Origin of the sequence: Ruminiclostridium cellobioparum DSM 1351 = ATCC 15832 (assembly GCF_000621505.1) — a bacterium.
GTDB lineage: Bacteria > Bacillota > Clostridia > Acetivibrionales > DSM-1351 > Ruminiclostridium > Ruminiclostridium cellobioparum.
In genome coordinates this window covers 1-18,047 of sequence record NZ_KK211295.1, presented here as the reverse complement: position 1 = coordinate 18,047, position 18,047 = coordinate 1, and the positions used below count along the sequence as shown (strand labels likewise).

Annotated in this window: 2 protein-coding genes; both read left to right on the top strand. The window is 37.4% G+C overall.

Annotation, left to right across the window (positions count from 1 at the left end):
* The first annotated feature begins 36 nt into the window (after positions 1 to 36).
* Positions 37 to 7,650 carry a non-ribosomal peptide synthetase gene (locus T344_RS29300; RefSeq protein WP_051572271.1) on the top strand — a complete coding sequence of 2,538 codons (7,614 nt, stop codon included), beginning with the start codon at positions 37 to 39 and terminating at the stop codon, positions 7,648 to 7,650.
* 14 nt (positions 7,651 to 7,664) lie between these two features.
* The coding region (locus tag T344_RS29295) for a non-ribosomal peptide synthetase (RefSeq protein WP_117407545.1) at positions 7,665 to 18,047 on the top strand (10,383 nt) is incomplete at its 3' end.

Sequence of the window (18,047 nt, the reverse complement as noted above, 5' to 3'; positions counted from 1 at the left end):
TTGGTTGAAATATATGAAAGGAGGTGCTTAGGTTAAATGAATAAACCTAATGAAATAGAAGTAATTTATCCACTTTCTCCGATGCAGGAAGTTATGCTATATAATTTTGTTACATATGAAGGAAAGGGAAAAGCTTTTGTAAACCAATTAACTTTTTATATAAATGGGAATTTGGATATTGAACTGTTTCAGGAATGTTTCAATAGACTTATAGCAAGATACGATATTTTAAGAACAGTTTTTATATATAAAAAGGTACAAAGGCCCAGGCAGGTAGTTCTAAAGGAGAGGTATGCGCGCATCTTTTATGAGGATATTTCCAGATTGGAAGAGAGTGTTAAGAAGTTAAGTATAGAAGCGGCCAGTGGGAAAGATATTGAAAAAGGATTCGACATAACAAAAGATTTACTTATCAAAATATCCGTATTTAAAGTGGATGACGAGAAATACAATGTGATTTGCAGCTACCACCATATTATTGCCGACGGTTGGTCGCTCAATATTATATTAAATGAGTTGATGTATACTTATTCGGCATTGAAAGAAAATAGGCCGGTTTTATTACAGAAAGCCCTTCCATATAAGGATTTTATAGAATGGTATGAAAGGAATGATAGAAAGCAGGAGGAATTCTGGATAAATCATTTAAAAGGCTTTAATGAAATGACATATTTTCCAGGATTGAATCAGAATGCTGATGGAAATTCCGAGTTGGAAGATTACAGATTTCTATTGGCAGAGGATAAAACCGAACAGTTAAAAAAAATAGCCTTTGGTAATGCCGTTACATTAAATGCAGTTCTACAGACAGTATGGGGAATATTGCTGGCAAAATATAATGATACGAATGATGTGGTTTTCGGTTCTGTAGTTGCGGTGAGACCTACCGATATTCCCGGGATTGAAAATGCAGTAGGACTTTTCCTGAATATTGTTCCAATAAGGATAAGTTTTAAATATCAACAGCCATTTTCAGAATTGCTGCAACAAGTACATAAATCTCTGATAGAACTTAGAACATATGAACATATCCCTTTTTATGAAGTGCATTCTGTTAAGCAAAAAGGAGAGCTGTTTAACCATATTGTAACATTTCAGAATGTGTCATTTGAAAAAAATCTAGGTGAAGCAATTAAATCCAACAATTTGGAATTTAAAATCGGGAATCTGAAAATAAAAGAAAATACAGGATATGATTTTAGCATAGAAATAACTCATAATAAGGGACTGGGTATAAAAATCAGTTATAATTCTGCAATGTATGATTACGATACCATAAACAGACTCGAAGGGCATTTTAGACAGATAATTTTACAAATTATAGAAAACACTGATATAAAAATAGAAGAAATTGAAATATTGACGGATAGAGAGAGAGAGGAAATTATTAATGGATTCAATGATACCCGGATTGCGTACCCGGATAAAACAATTGCCGAGCTGTTCGAAGAGCAGGTTAAAAAATCACCTGAAAGTACGTCCATAGTATTTGAAAATAAAAGGTTGACATATAGGGAACTAAATTATAAAGCAGATTGTCTGGCAAAGGTATTAAGGCAGAAGGGAATCAGCAAAGGTACAATTGTCGGCATTATGGTTAAGCGATCTTTTGAAATGCTAATCGGAATATTAGGCATTCTAAAGGCTGGAGGAGCCTATCTTCCAATAGACCCTAGCTATCCTGCCCAACGTATAAAATACATGCTGAAGGACAGCAATACAAAGATTCTTTTAATTCAAAAAAATATAGGAGAAAAAATTGAGTTTGAATTTGAAAAGTTGATTATTGATGATGAGAACCTATATGCAGAATCAGGCATCAATATCGAAAATGAGTGCCTTCCTGAAGATTTGGCGTATTTGATTTATACATCGGGGTCTACAGGAACTCCCAAGGGGGTAATGATTGAGAATAGGTCAGTAGTTAATTTTATTAATGGCTTTACAGATAAAATTAAATTTTCAGCGGGAAAAATTGTTTTATCTGCAACATCAATGTCTTTTGATATGTTTGTTTTTGAAACTTTACTTCCGCTTGTGCAGGGTATGGAAATTGTTCTTGCAAACGACCAACAGCAAAAGGATTCCAAACTGTTGGCCAGATTAATTGTTGAAAACAAGGTTCAAGTGCTACAAATGACTCCATCATTATTCAGTATGCTGGTATACGGCAGTGAAACAGTTGAGTTTCTTGATGAGATCACCGAAATCATACTTGGCGGAGAAGCTTTCCCGAAAACCCTGTTTGAGAAACTCAAGCGGCAATTCAGGGGAAGGCTTTATAATGCATATGGGCCTACCGAAACAACAGTTTTTTCAACGGTTAAAGATATAACAGGAGCAAATGAAATCAGTATCGGGTGCCCTATAGCAAACACACAGGTGTTCATCCTTGATAGGAGGAAAAAACTATTACCGGTGGGGGTTACCGGAGAAATATATATTTCGGGGTATGGCCTTGCAAGGGGGTACTACCGAAAAGATGACATCACTAATGAGAAGTTTATGGATAATCCCTTTATCCCGGGTGGGAAATTTTATAGAACCGGGGATTTTGGCAGGTGGCTGCCCGGCGGGGATATAGAATCCTTGGGAAGAAAAGATACTCAGGTAAAAATAAGAGGATATAGGATTGAGCTGGGAGAAATAGAAAAAAAGGTTTCACAAATTGATTCTGTAAAGGAAGCTGTAGTGACTATTCTTGAAATTGCTGATAATAAAAGCATGCTGAACAGTGCAGAGCTGTACTGCTGTTTTGTGGCTGATCAGAGAATTTCTGCAGCTTATATTAAAAAATACTTATCTAAGGAATTACCTGATTATATGGTTCCTTCGTATTTTGCTCAAATAGACAGAATACCTCTCACCCCAAACGGGAAAATTGATAGAAAAGCTCTGCCGGAACCAATGTTTAGCAGGGAAACGGACACCAGGTATTATGAGGCAAGGAATAAGAGTGAAGAAAAAATTGCTGAAATTTGGAAAGATATATTAAACGTAGAAACTATAGGCGTGGATGATAATTTTTTTGATTTTGGTGGTCATTCTTTAAGTGCAGCAAGGTTTGTACTGCGATTACATAAAGAGCTGAACATAGAATTAAGTGTGACGAAATTTTTTGAAATGCCGACGATCAAGGAAATATCTGAATATATTCAGAGAGACAAGCCCGGCACATTCACTCCTGTAATTTCAGTTGGGCGGCGTGAGTACTACCCTGTGTCGGCTGCTCAAAAGTGGATGTATACACTGGAACAGTTGGACTACAATAGTGTTGCTTATAATATTACCCATGTTGTTGATATTGAAGGTGATCTGAATATTTTTTCGGTCAAGACGGCAATTGAGCAAATTGTTAAAAGGCATAATTCACTTAGGACTTCTTTCGAATTTATTGACGGACATATACTTCAAAAGATAAATGAGCAAATAGACTTTGAAAGAATATTTTTTGAACTTCCGGAGGGTGATGTTGATGAAACTGTCACCGGATTTATAAAACAATATGACTTGAAAACAGCTCCACTATTTAGAGTGGGGCTGATGACCGTTGGCGATAAAAAGCATATTTTGATTTTTGATGCCCATCATATTATCGTTGATGGTTTATCTATGGAACTTCTATTAAAAGAGTTTACACAACTGTACAATGGAGCATCATTACCTGAAGTAAAGACCCAATATCAAGATTACTCCGAATGGGAAAATAAAATATATGATTTGAATTATAGCGAAAAGTCTGAGAAATTCTGGGCAGAAGTTTATAAAGATGAAATACCGGTCCTGGATATACCCACAGACTACCCAAGGCCATCAAGGAAAAATATTGAAGGAGATAGTTTCTCTTTTGAAGCGCAGAGTGAAATGGTTGCTGCTCTAAGTGCATTAGCTAAGAATACAGGCTCAACCATGTATATGATTTTAATTGCAGCGTTTAATATATTTTTATCAAAGTGTACAGATAAGAAGGATATTGTTATTGGTTCACCGGTCTCAAGAAGAAATCATGCTGATTTGGAGAATGTGGTAGGGATGTTTGTCAATACATTACCTATGAGAAATTATCCTGCAGGAAATAAAACTTTTATAGGTTTTTTGGAAGAAGTCCGGCAATTTACATTGAGAGCTTTTGAAAATCAGGATTATCAATTTGACAGACTGGTTGAAAAAATAAATGTGAAAAGGGATGCAAGTAGAAATGTTCTTGTTGATGTAATGTTCTCATACTATGAGGATAATTCAAACAAAATTGATATACATGGGCTGGAAATAAATCATTATCAGTTTAAGACAAAGAAAACCGATTTTGATTTATACCTTACAGCTATTAAAACCAATGATAAGATCAATTTTAACCTTGAATATTGTACCGGACTTTTTATGCCTGAAACTGTCATGAGAATGACGGAGCGGTTTTTACATATTTTACGGCAGATACTTGAAAATCCCCAAATTGAACTTTATCAGATTGAGTTGGCAACGGAAAAAGAAAAAGAGCAAATAATAAATATGTTTAATAATACTAAAACGGATTATCCGGCAGATAAAACACTTCGGCTATTATTTGAGGAACAGGTAAAAAAAACACCAGACAGAGTTGCTATAACATTTAACAATGAATGTTTGACATATGGTGATTTAAACCGGAAGGCTAACCAGGTTGCAAGAGCATTGATCGAAAAAGGCACAGAAAATAACAGCCTGATAGGAATCTCTGTTGAAAGGTCAATAGAGATGATTGTGGGATTGCTGGGAATTCTAAAGGCTGGAGGTGCTTTTTTGCCAATAGACCCTGATTATCCTGACAAACGAGTTGATTATATGATTAATGACAGCAGAATCAAACTGCTATTGGCGGATAATAAATTTGTTCAAAGGCGTAAAGACAAAGAAAATGGAGTGCACATTCTTGAGATTAATGATAGCAGCATATATGAGAGGGAAGATTCAAACATCTGTGTGCCGGATAATCCGGAAGAACTTGCCTATGTAATATATACCTCGGGCTCAACCGGAAACCCTAAGGGTGTGATGATTAGAAACAGAGCAGTGAGTAATTTAATAAAAGGATTATCGGACCAAATAGATTTTTCAAATGGCAATACGATACTTGCAGTCACAACTATATCTTTTGATATATTCATTCTTGAGACGTTGATTCCCCTTGCAAAAGGCATGAAAATAATTCTGGCAAATAAAGAGCAACAGAAGGATACACGGTTACTGGGTAAATTGATAGGGAATGACAGGATAGATATAGTACAAATGACGCCATCAAGACTGAATGCTTTGATCAGCAGCGAAGATACATCTTTCTTGAAAAACATCAGAAATCTATTAGTGGGTGGGGAAACATTCCCGAAAGTGCTGTTGGAAAAGCTAAAAAAAATTTATAAATCAAAAATATTCAATCTCTACGGTCCGACAGAAACGACCGTTTGGTCAACAATCAAGGATTTAACTGCTGAGAATGATGTAACTGTTGGAAAGCCGATAGTAAATACTAGGATTTACATTTTAAACAGGGACAATAACATACAGCCTGTTGGAATCCCTGGAGAGCTGTGCATTGCAGGGGATTCACTTGCAAGAGGTTATTTAAATAATGAAGGATTAACCAGGGAAAAGTTTATCCAATTCCCATTTCTAAATGAACAGTTGTATAGGACGGGGGACTTTGCCAGATGGAAAGAAAATGGGGATATAGAGATCATAGGCAGAATGGATAATCAGGTGAAAATCAGAGGGTATAGGATAGAACCAGGCGAAATTGAAACTCTATTGCTAAAAGACGACAGGATAAAAGAAGCTGCAGTTACAGTTAAGGAAGATGCAACACAGAATAAGCTGCTGTGTGCATATGTTATCGGTGATGAAAAGATAATTGCCGAAGAATTAAAACAGACCTTGTTAAGGGAACTCCCCGAATATATGGTACCTGCTTTCATAATTCAACTTGAAAATATGCCCTTGACGCAGAATGGAAAAATAGACAGAAAATCATTACCGGCTCCAGACAGAACTTCAACCGCATCTGACGGTCATGAAGCTCCAAAAAGTGAAATTGAGAAAAGACTTTCTGTGATATGGGAAAAAGTTCTGGGATGCAAAAGCATCAGTGTACACAATAATTTTTTCGAATCCGGAGGACATTCACTGAATGCAATTATTTTGGCATTGGAAATTCATAAAGAGTTTGATGTTGAGATAAAGCTTGCAGATATTTTTAATAATCAAACAATTAAAGGATTGGCAGAGCATTTATCTTCACTGGTACACAGCAGCTTTTTTGCCATAGAGCCTGCGGAAAGAAAAGAATATTGTGCATTATCCCCGGCTCAAAAGAGTATTTATATGATTTGCCAAACCGAAAATGACAACATCTCTTATAATGTACCACTTGCAATGGCTGTGGAAGGAGTTATCGATACCGAGAGATTGGAGAGAACCTGGAACACGCTAATCAAAAGGCATGAGATGTTAAGGGCATCATTTGAGGAAAAAGAAGGGGAAGTATATCAAAAGGTTAATGCATCGGTAGAATGTCCAATATTATATTTTCAAGCTGAAGAGGGACAGGAAAACGAAATAATAAACGGTTTTATCCGGCCATTTGACTTAAATTCAGCTCCGCTGGCCAGATTAGGACTTGCAAAAGTCTCCGAAGACAGGCACATACTAATATGTGATGTACATCATATTGTGTTTGACGGTGTGTCGATCACCATATTAATAAATGATTTTATTAATATCTACCAGGGAATCCAACTGCCCGAAATTAAAGTCCAGTATAGAGATTACGTAAGCTGGCAACTTGACCTGTTGGAGTCCGATAGAATAAAGAAACAGGAAGAGTACTGGCTAAAGATGTTATCAGGCTCAATACCAGTTTTAAATTTACCTACCGATTATCCAAGAGAGAGAGTTCAAAGTTTTGAAGGAGACAGGATAACATATGAGCTTGATGAAGCTATAACTAATGATTTGAAGAGAATTTCCCTGGAAAACGAAACCACATTGTTTATGATGCTGTTTTCATCATACGGTACCTTGCTCCAAAGATATACCGGGAAGGAGGATATAGTTGTAGGCTGTCCTGTTGTGGGAAGAAAACATGCCGAACTGTATAATATTATCGGCATGTTTGTTAATGTACTTGCACTCAGGTCATATCCCAAAGGAGACAAAAAATTCAAGGAATATTTGATTGAAATAAAGGAATTGGTTCTAAAATCCGTTGAGAACCAGGAGTTTCCGATTGAATTGCTGTGGAACAAGCTGGATGTAAAGAGGACGGATATAAGAAGCAACCCTGTCTACAGAACAGTTTTTACAATGCAGGATACAGGTAATAAAAATATTAATATCGATGGGCTGAAATTCTCCAGAATCAATGTGGATTTCAGAATTTCAAAATTTGATATTACGTTAAATGTGGAAGAACTGGATAATAAGCTGCTTATTTATCTGGAATATTGCACGAAGCTTTTTTCACGAGAGACGGCCGAAAGTATAGTAATGCATTACGTTGCTATACTAAAATCCATAATAGAAGATATTAATGTGAAAATAGAAGACATTGGATTTTATAAGAGCAATTTGGCTGACACATCTTCAATCAGTGAGGGTCTGGTTGAATTCAATTTTTAAGAGGTGATTATAAAATGAAAACTGATCGTTATTTTGAGAATATTATAGTTTCAAGCGGCAAGTTTAAAGACTCTAAAGAATATTGGACAAAGAGGCTTGAGGGAGATATTACTTTTGAAAGCTTTATCTCTATGTCCGGCAACAGTGTAAGTGATAAAAAGCGGCAAATTCTTTATGAACTTCCACGAGAGATATATCAAAAACTTTTTAATATTGCTGATAAATCCGAGCTTGGGCTTTTTATAATGCTGACCAGTGGTGTAAAATTTCTGCTATATAAATACTCAAACAATAATGATATTAGCATTGGAATGCCTCAATTCAAAGAGAATGAGCAGGAAATAAGCAAAAATAATATTCTTTGCCTCAGAACAGTTATAAACAGCTCCGAAACAGTCAGGGAGTATCTTTATAAAGTCAGGGAAACAGTAATCGAAGCAAAAAAACACAGCAATATTCCATTCGGAAAAATCGCTGAAATCGTGGGGCTAAATATAGGGGAGGATAGGATACCCAAGTATAATACTTTGGTTTGCATGGAAAATATTCATAATGCAGGATATTTAAATAAGGTAGAAGCAGGTGTCGTATTTTATTTTAAGATTGAGGAAGGTTCATTAAAGATAACAATTGAATATAACGGTAATGTGTATGAAGAGCAAACAATCTATCGTATTTACCGGCAGCTGGTAAAATTTTTAGCTATAATAGCTGAAAATTCAAATATCAGGTTATCGGACATATATATCTTGTCAGAAGAAGAAAAGCATGAGGTTTTAGATAGATTGAATCAAACTGATGCCGAATATCCTAAAGAGAAGCTTATATATGAAATCTTTGAGGAGAAGGTGTCTGAAATACCTACAAGTACGGCAGTTGTGGACGGAAATAGAGAATTGACATACTCGGAGTTAAATGAAAAGGCAAATTCGCTGGCAAGGTTATTAAGAAAAAATGGAGTTAAGAAAGATACCGTAGTGGGAATTATGGCACACCAGTCAATAGAATTTGTTATAGGTGTACTTGGCGTACTTAAGGCTGGTGGAGCATATTTGCCAATCGATGTGGCTTATCCTGCGGATAGAATTAAATATATGTTGGAAGATAGCAATGCCAGGATATTGCTGGTTGATGGAGGCCGATTGGTAGAAAGCGGCTGTGAAAAAGTTACTACTGTTATCGATCTTAGAGATGAAAGCTTGTATAGTGGAGACGGTTCCAATCTTCGTTCGCATACTGATCCTTACAGCCTGGCATATATCATATATACATCGGGTTCTACTGGACAACCTAAAGGAGTTATGGTAACACACCTTGGATTGATGAACTATGTATACTGGGCAAATAAGGTATATGTGGGTGGAGAGAGCATGGACTTTCCACTGTACTCATCCATATCTTTTGACTTGACAGTCACTTCTATCTATACCCCTTTGATATCTGGAAACAGAATAATTGTATATAACAGTGAAGATAAGGTGCTAGTTGTAGCCAGAATATTTGAAGAGTGCAGAGTAGGAATCGTGAAACTGACGCCCACCCATTTGAGACTTCTGGAAGGGGTAAACCTAAGCAAGTCAGGTATAAAAAAAATCATTGTAGGGGGAGAAGACTTAAAGACAGAATTGGCAAAGAGCATACATGAGGCCTCACAGGGAAGAATTGAGATATTTAATGAATACGGTCCTACCGAGGCAGTTGTAGGCTGCATGATATACAAATACAATTATGAAAAGGATATAAGACAATCAGTGCCTATAGGTGTACCTGCCGACAATACACAGATATATTTGCTGGATAAGGACATGAAGCCTGTTCCTACACTAGCGGAGGGAGAGATATACATATCCGGTGACGGTGTGGCAAGAGGGTATATCAATAAGCCTGAACTTACCAGAGAAAGATTTTTGAACAGTCCTTTCATACACGGAAAGATAATGTATAAAACAGGGGATTTGGCAAGAAGGCTTCCTGATGGAAACATAGAATTTGTTGGACGTAAAGATGGACAGGTTAAGATTCGGGGTTATAGAATCGAGCTTGGTGAAATTGAAAGCGCACTGTTAAAGTATGAAGACATAAGAGAAGTAATAGTAGAAGCCAGGGAAGCTCCGGATGAGAGAGGACCCAGATATTTGTGCGCATATTTGGTATCGGATAAAAAAACGCAATATAAAGATATAAGGAGATACTTGCTTGATATATTTCCTGAATATATGGTGCCGGAATATTTTGTAACGATTGACAGCATGCCGTTGACGTCAAACGGAAAGCTTGACAGAAAGGCGTTGCCCGATCCTTTGAAAATATATAATCAGGAGTCCAAATATGAAGGGCCGAATAATGAAATAGAGGAAAAGATATCAGTAATATGGCAGGAAATTTTAGGAGTTGAGCAGATAGGGATAAACGAAAACTTCTTTGAGATGGGGGGAAACTCACTAAAAGTTTCAGCAATGCTGGCTAAGCTGCATAAGCAGCTTAACATGGTAATACCTTTGAAAGAAATGTTCCGTCTGCCCACAATCAAGGGACTTGCCCAAATCATTGAGGATTCCGGAGAAAAAATATTTGCATCCATAGAGCCTGCTCAGGAAAAAGAATTCTATCCTTTATCCTCGGTCCAAAAAAGGATGTTTATATTTAATCACTATGAATCGAACAACATAAGCTATAATATTCCCGTAGTAATGATTGTAGAAGGAGAACTTGACAAAAACAGGTTTGAGGATGCGGTGGAGAAATTGGTGCAAAGGCATGATGCCCTTCGGACAGCATTTATGCTTTTAAATGAGGAACCTGTACAAAAAGTATACGCGGAAGTGGATTTGAACATAAAATATATTGAAATACCGGAAGATAAGGTAGACAGTCTTGTAAAAGGTTTTATACAGCCCTTTGATCTGAGTAAAGCACCTCTGCTTCGGATATCTCTTGCAAGGATATCCGACACAAAGCATATATTGATGTTTGACATGCATCACATAATAGCAGACGGGTCATCTATGGAAATTTTAATAAAAGAATTTACGACACTCTATGAGGGAGGAGAGTTACCTCCATTAAGGATACAGTATAAGGATTTTGCCTGTTGGCAAAAATTAATGGTTACTTCTGAGGCTGTTTGTGGACAGAAAAGGTACTGGGAGGACATATTCAGAGGCGAAATCCCTGTGCTTAATCTGCCTTTGGATTATCAAAGAGCCACAGTGCAAAGCTTCGAAGGGAATAGTTTATCCTTCAGTGTGGGTAAAACTATAACTGAAAGTTTAAAAAGAATTGCCCTGGAGACTGGTGCAACGTTGTATATGGTGCTATTAGCTGCGTATAATATACTATTGGCAAAATATTCAGACGTAGAGGACATAGTAGTAGGAGCGCCTGTAGCGGGAAGAAATCATACAGATTTAGAGAATATAATGGGGATGTTTGTAAATACACTGGCAATCAGAAGTCGGCCAGAACGTGGGAAAACCTTTGTCGAGTTTTTAATGGATACGAAGGAAAATGTTATAGCATCCTTTGAAAACGCTGACTATCCGTTCGAAGAACTGATAGAGAATATAAACCTGTCAAGATCTTCAGGAAGAAATCCATTGTTTGATACTTTATTTGTTTTACAGAATATAGGTGTTTCAGAGATATGTATAGATAAATTGAGATTTATTCCTTTCGATTTTCATAATGGAATATCAAAATTTGATATTTCATTAACGGCTTTTGAAGAAGATGAAGACATAAAATTCAGTTTTGAATATTGTACAAAGCTTTTTAAACAAGAGACCATTGATAGGATGAGTAAGCACTTTGTAAACATACTTCAGGATATAACGGACAATCCATCGAAAAGGCTAATGGAAATAAATATGCTGTCTGAAGAGGAAAAAGAAAAAATTATTTTGGATTTTAACAACACAGAAACACACTATCCTGTACACAGTACTATAAACCTCATGTTTGAGGAACAGGCCGGGAAAACCCCGAATAATGTTGCGGTCATATTTAGAGACGGGCATATGACTTACCGGGAGCTGAATGAAAAAGCAAACCGACTTGCAAGTGCACTGAGAGGAAAAGGAACCGGAGCAGGCAGCATTATAGGTATATTAGCCGAAAGATCCTTTGAGATGCTGGTAGGAATAATGGGGATTCTGAAATCAGGAGCTGCATACATGCCGCTGTCCCCTGAGTATCCCGAAGAAAGAATCAGGTATATGCTGGAGGACAGCAGTGCAAAAATACTGCTTGCCCAGGAAAAGTTTGTGGATGAGCTCGTATTTGATGGGGATGTCCTTAATCTGGATAACGAAGGGTTGTATGAAGGAGACGGTTCAAATCCGGAAATAATCAATAAGCCTGACGATTTGGCATATGTACTATATACCTCGGGTTCAACGGGAAGACCTAAGGGTGTGATGATAGAGCACCGTTCTATAATAAACAGACTGCATTGGATGCAGAGAAAGTATCCTCTTGGAGAAGGGGATGCAATATTGCAGAAAACCCCGTATTCATTTGATGTATCGGTGTGGGAGCTGTTAGGTTGGTCTTTTGCAGGTGCCAGGGTATGTCTTCTTGAACCGGGAGAGGAAAAAGACCCTGCTGCCATAATAGAAGCTGTGGAAAAGAACAGAATCACTACCATCCACTTTGTACCATCCATGTTAAATATATTCCTTAATTATGTAGAGGAACTTGAAAGTGTTGACAGACTGAAGAGTCTGAAGCAGGTATTCGTCGGTGGTGAAGCATTGAGCGTGAGACAGGTGAATACCTTCAACAGAATGATATATGAAGGGAATGGTACAAAGCTGCATAACCTGTACGGCCCGACTGAGGCCGCAGTGGATGTATCCTCCTTCGATTGCCCAACTTCAGGAGAACTGGAAACAGTACCTATAGGCAGGCCTATAGACAATATCAGACTGTACATACTAAATAAGGACAACAGGCTGCAACCGGTGGGAGTACCCGGGGAGCTGTGTATATCGGGCGTGGGTGTTGGAAGAGGATATCTCAACAGGGAAGAACTCACAAAAGAGAAGTTTGTGGAAGATCCCTTCAAACCGGGAGAGAAGATGTACAGGACCGGAGATCTGGCAAAATGGATGCCCGACGGGAATATAGAATATTTGGGCAGGATGGACAATCAGGTAAAAATAAGAGGGTACAGAATAGAGCTGGGAGAAATAGAGGCCCAATTATTAAAGCAAGAAAGTATAAAAGAGGCAATAGTAGTAGTTAGAGAGGACGAAAAAGGGGATAAGCTGCTATGTTCATACGTTGTAAGCGATATAGCGTTGGAGTTAAATGAAATAAGAAAGTCAATGAAGGAGGAACTCCCTGATTACATGGTGCCTACTTTTATAACACAGTTGTTAAGTATTCCTTTGACCCACAGCGGGAAAGTGGACAGGAAAGCCCTGCCCGAGCCTCTGAAGGAACTATCCCTTGAAAACGAGTTTGAAGGGGCGGCCAATGAAATAGAAGAAGAACTGCTGAAAATATGGATGGAGGTTCTGGACCTGGATCAGATAGGAGTTAATGACAACTTCTTTGAACTTGGAGGACAATCATTAAAAGCAGTTGTTTTGCTGGCGAAGATACACAAAAAGTTTGATACTCGAATAACAGTGAAAGAAATGTTTACTGTACCTACAATAAAGGAACTTGCCCGGATTGTGATGGGAGCAAAAAAGAATATCTATGCAGCTATCGAGCCTGTGGATGAAAGAGATTATTATCCTGTATCATCGGCTCAGAAGAGGATGTACATATTAAGTCAGTTTAAAGAAGTAGGTACGAGCTATAATGTTCATGCCGCAATTATAATTGAGGGATGCCTTGAAAGGGAACGCCTTGAACAAGCTGTGAACACGCTTGTAGAGAGGCATGAGGCATTAAGAACATCCTTTGAAGTTTATGATGAAGAAATTGTACAAAGAATTCACAAGGAAGTTTATTTTGAAATTATATATAAAAAGGCCGACGAGAGCGAATTAAACGGCATTATTAAAGAATTCATACAGCCATTTGAACTGTCAAAGGCTCCTCTTCTCAGGGTATGTCTGGTAACGTTGTCAGAAAACAGGCATGCGCTAATTTATGACATGCCTCATATTATTACAGATGGAACCTCGATGTTTACATTGGTAAAAGAATTCGTAGAATTGTATCAATGCAGAGAATTGCCAGAGTTAAAGCTTCAATATAAGGATTATTCCAATTGGCAGAGAAAGCAGGAGGATTCTGAAGCTTTTAAAAATATTGAGAAGTACTGGATAGACTTGTTTTCAGGTGAAGTTCCGGTACTAATGCTGCCGACGGACTATGCCAGGTCCACTATGTCCAGCTTCGAAGGCGATACACTGTCTCTTATCCTGGATAAGAACATTACTGCAGATATAAACAGATTTATTGCTGATACCGGTGTTACATTACATATATTACTGCTTTCTGTATTCAATGTCCTGCTAGCTAAATACACTTCACAGTATGATATTGTGGTAGGGACAGCCGTAGCTGGAAGACCACACGCCGACCTTCAGAATATAATAGGCATGTTTGTAAATATGCTGTCCATGAGAAATTATCCTGAACAGGAAAAGACATTTTATGAATTCCTGACAGAAGTAAAAGCAAACTCAATCAAGGCATATGAGAATCAGGACTATCAATTTGAAATGCTTGTAGACAAGCTTAACTTAAAAAGGAATACCAGCAGGAATCCTCTCTATGATGTGATGTGTACAGTGCAAAATGTTGAAATTCCGGAAATAGAAATTGATGAACTAAAGTTTAAGCCATATAGCTATGATAACAAAATTACACATGCTGATATTAATTTGATGGTAAAAGAGGTCAATGGTGAAACAGTTTTACACTTTGAATACTGCACAGGATTGTTTAAAAGAGAAACAATTGAGAAAATTGCCTGCAACTTTAAGAACATAGTTGTTGATGTATTGGATAATCCTCAAAAGAAGCTGATAGACATAAATATGATATCACAGGAAGAAAAGCTTAAAATACTTTTTGATTTTAACGACACCGAAACTGTATATCCCTATTATAAAATGTTGCACGGCTTATTTACCGAACAAGCCCTCAGAACTCCTAAAAACGTAGCAGTACAGTGCGATAATTTTACTATAACGTATAGGGAGCTTGAACAAAGATCGAATCAGCTTGCAAGGATATTAAGAAAGAAGGGGGTAGGGCCGAACTGTATTGTAGGCATTTTGCTGGATAATTCCCCTGAAACTATTATGAGTATGCTAGGAGTATTGAAGGCTGGAGGAGCATATTTACCTATAGATATCTCATACCCTGACAGCAGAGTGTCATATGTATTGAATGATAGTCAGCCGATAGTAATTCTGACAACGAATGAGGCTGCAAGAAACTGCTGCATTGAAAAAGAGAAGTCTTTCAGCGGAGAGATTATATATGTTGACAGGCTGCTCAGCGAAAAAATGTATGAGGATGATACAACCTTAGAGAATATCAATAAGCCTGATGATCTTGCATATATAATTTACACCTCGGGATCTACGGGCAAGCCCAAGGGTGTCATGGTAACTCACCTTGGTCTGATAAACTATATATATTGGGCTGATAAGGTATATGTAAAAGGTGAAAAACTTGACTTCCCGCTTTACTCCTCTATATCCTTTGACTTGACGGTAACCTCAATCTATACCCCATTGGTATCGGGGAACAGGATAGTTATATACAAGGGAGAGGATAGAGTACAGCTAGTAAGGAGGATTGTAGAAGAGGGTAAAGTGGGCATTATAAAACTTACGCCCACACATCTCCGTCTGCTGGAAGAGGTGGATCTTGGCCAAACAGCCGTTAAAAAGCTCATAGTAGGTGGAGAGGACTTAAAAACTGAGCTTGCAAGAAAGATACACGAAAGTTCTATGGGTGAGATAGAAATATACAATGAATACGGGCCTACCGAGGCTGTGGTAGGGTGCATGATATATAAATACGACTATGAAAAGGACAGAAGAGGTTCCGTGCCCATAGGAAAACCCGCAGACAATGTACAGATATACCTTCTGGACAAGGACATGAATCCTGTAACTGACATGGTTGAAGGAGAAATGTATATATCAGGGGACGGAGTGGCCCGAGGATACCTCAACAGGCCCGAACTGACTAAAGAGAGATTCTTAAATAATCCTTTCATATCTGTCCAAAAAATGTATAAGACAGGTGACCTTGCAAGAAGACTTTCCGATGGTAACATTGAATATATAGGCAGACTTGACAGCCAGGTTAAGATACGGGGGTACAGAATTGAGCCGGGTGAAGTTGAAAATGCTCTATTGAACTATGAACCGGTAAAAAATGCCGCTGTGATTGTAAGAGAAGATAACAGTGAAAAATATCTGGCAGCATATATAGTGTCTGAAAGTCAGCTCTCCATATCAAAGGTAAGAGAGCATCTGATAAAAGAAATTCCTGATTATATGGTGCCGTCACAAATAGTTCAGGTAGATACCATTCCATTGACACTGAACGGTAAAGTAGATGTGGATGTATTGATTAAAAAGGAGAACAAAATTGAGAGAGGGAAAAAATATGAAAGAGAGATAAGTGAAACGGAATCAGTAATTCTAAATATTTGGAAAGAGCTGCTTTCGGTAGAAAATATACAAATTAATGATGACTTTTTTGAGTATGGCGGACATTCGCTAAAAGCAACCATCCTTGTAAACAGGTTATACAAAGAGTTTAATGTAAAGGTGCCATTGGGTGTTGTATTTGAAAAATCAACTATAAGTGAGTTGGCAGAGTATATAGAGTCGGTCTGTAAGGAAGAATATGTTTCCATTACACCTGTGGAAAAGAGAGAATTTTATCCGCTATCCTCCGCCCAGAAAAGAATGTTCTTAGTCAGCCAGTTTAGAGATATTGGTACGAGCTACAACACACCTGCAATAGTATTAATAGAAGGTGACCTTGACGTAAAGCGCTTTGAGAAAGCTGTTAGAGCGTTTTTACAGAGGCATGAAATATTGAGAACATCCTTTGAATTTGTTGAGGATGTTGCGGTACAAAAAATCCATGACGCAGTTGATTTTGAAGTGAGCTATATTGAAATAGAAGAATGCTTCCTTGACAGTGTAATAAACGAATTTATAAAGCCTTTTAATTTGGATAGAGCTCCACTTTTCAGGGTATGTCTGGCTCAAATGGGGGAAAAAAGGAATGCTGTTTTATTTGACATGCACCATATTGTTACAGATGGCATTTCATTGGGAGTATTGGTAAAAGAGTTTTCAAGCTTATATGAAGACCGTATACTTAATCCTTTAACAATACAGTACAAGGATTTCGCAGTATGGCAAAATAATCTTTTAAAGAGCATAAATATCAAAAAACAGGAGGAGTACTGGTTGAATATTTTTAAAGATAATATTCCGGTACTTAACTTTCCAACAGATTATTCAAGGCCATCAATCCAAAGTTTTAATGGAGATTCGGCAAGTATTACATTGGATAAGAACATATCACTGGAATTAAGAAAACTTGCATTTGAGGCTGATTGTACAAATCATATTGTTTTACTGGCTGTCCTGGATATTGTACTGTCAAAGTACTCGGACCAGGAGGATATTGTAGTTGCTACAGCAGTTGCTGGAAGGCGTCACCCTGAACTTGAGAATATTGTCGGAGTATTTATTAATATGCTCTGTATGAGGAATTACCCAGTAAGCAGTAAAACATTCATGGATTTTCTTTCGGAAGTTAGAGGTAATTCCATAAAGGCATATGAAAATCAAGATTACCAATTCGAAATGATGGTGGAAAAGGTCGGAGGAAGAAAGGGCCTGGATAGAAACCCTATATATGATGTTTCTCTTACAACACAGAATGTAGATATTCCTGTATTATACCATAAAGACCTGGTGTTTAAACCTTATAATTTTATAAATAAGGTAACGCATTCCGATTTGAACTTTACGGTTAATGACCAGAAAGATGAAATAATCTTAAATCTTGAATACTGCAGTGATTTATTTACAAAGAAAACAATACAAAATTTGCTGTCTCATTTTAAAAATGGATTAGAATATGTGTTGAAAAGACCTTACGCAAAACTCTCTGAAATAAGTATATTATCTGAAAATGAAAAAAGAAATATTGTTTATGGATTTAATAACACTGAATCCCCGTATCCAATGAACAAAAAGATATATCAGCTGTTTGAAGAACAAGTGGACAGAACCTTTGACAATATTGCCATTGAATCTGATGACAGGTGTTTGACCTACAAGGAACTCAATGTAAAGTCAAACCAGCTGGCAAGGCTTCTGAGGGAAAAAGGTATAAGACCGGGTAACGTTGCAGGAATCATGATAGAACAGTCCATAGAGTTTGTT

Bases quoted from the DNA above. Each gene is read 5' to 3' on its own strand.
- T344_RS29300 (WP_051572271.1), top strand. From the start codon at position 37: ATGAATAAACCTAATGAAATAGAAGTAATTTATCCACTTTCTCCGATG.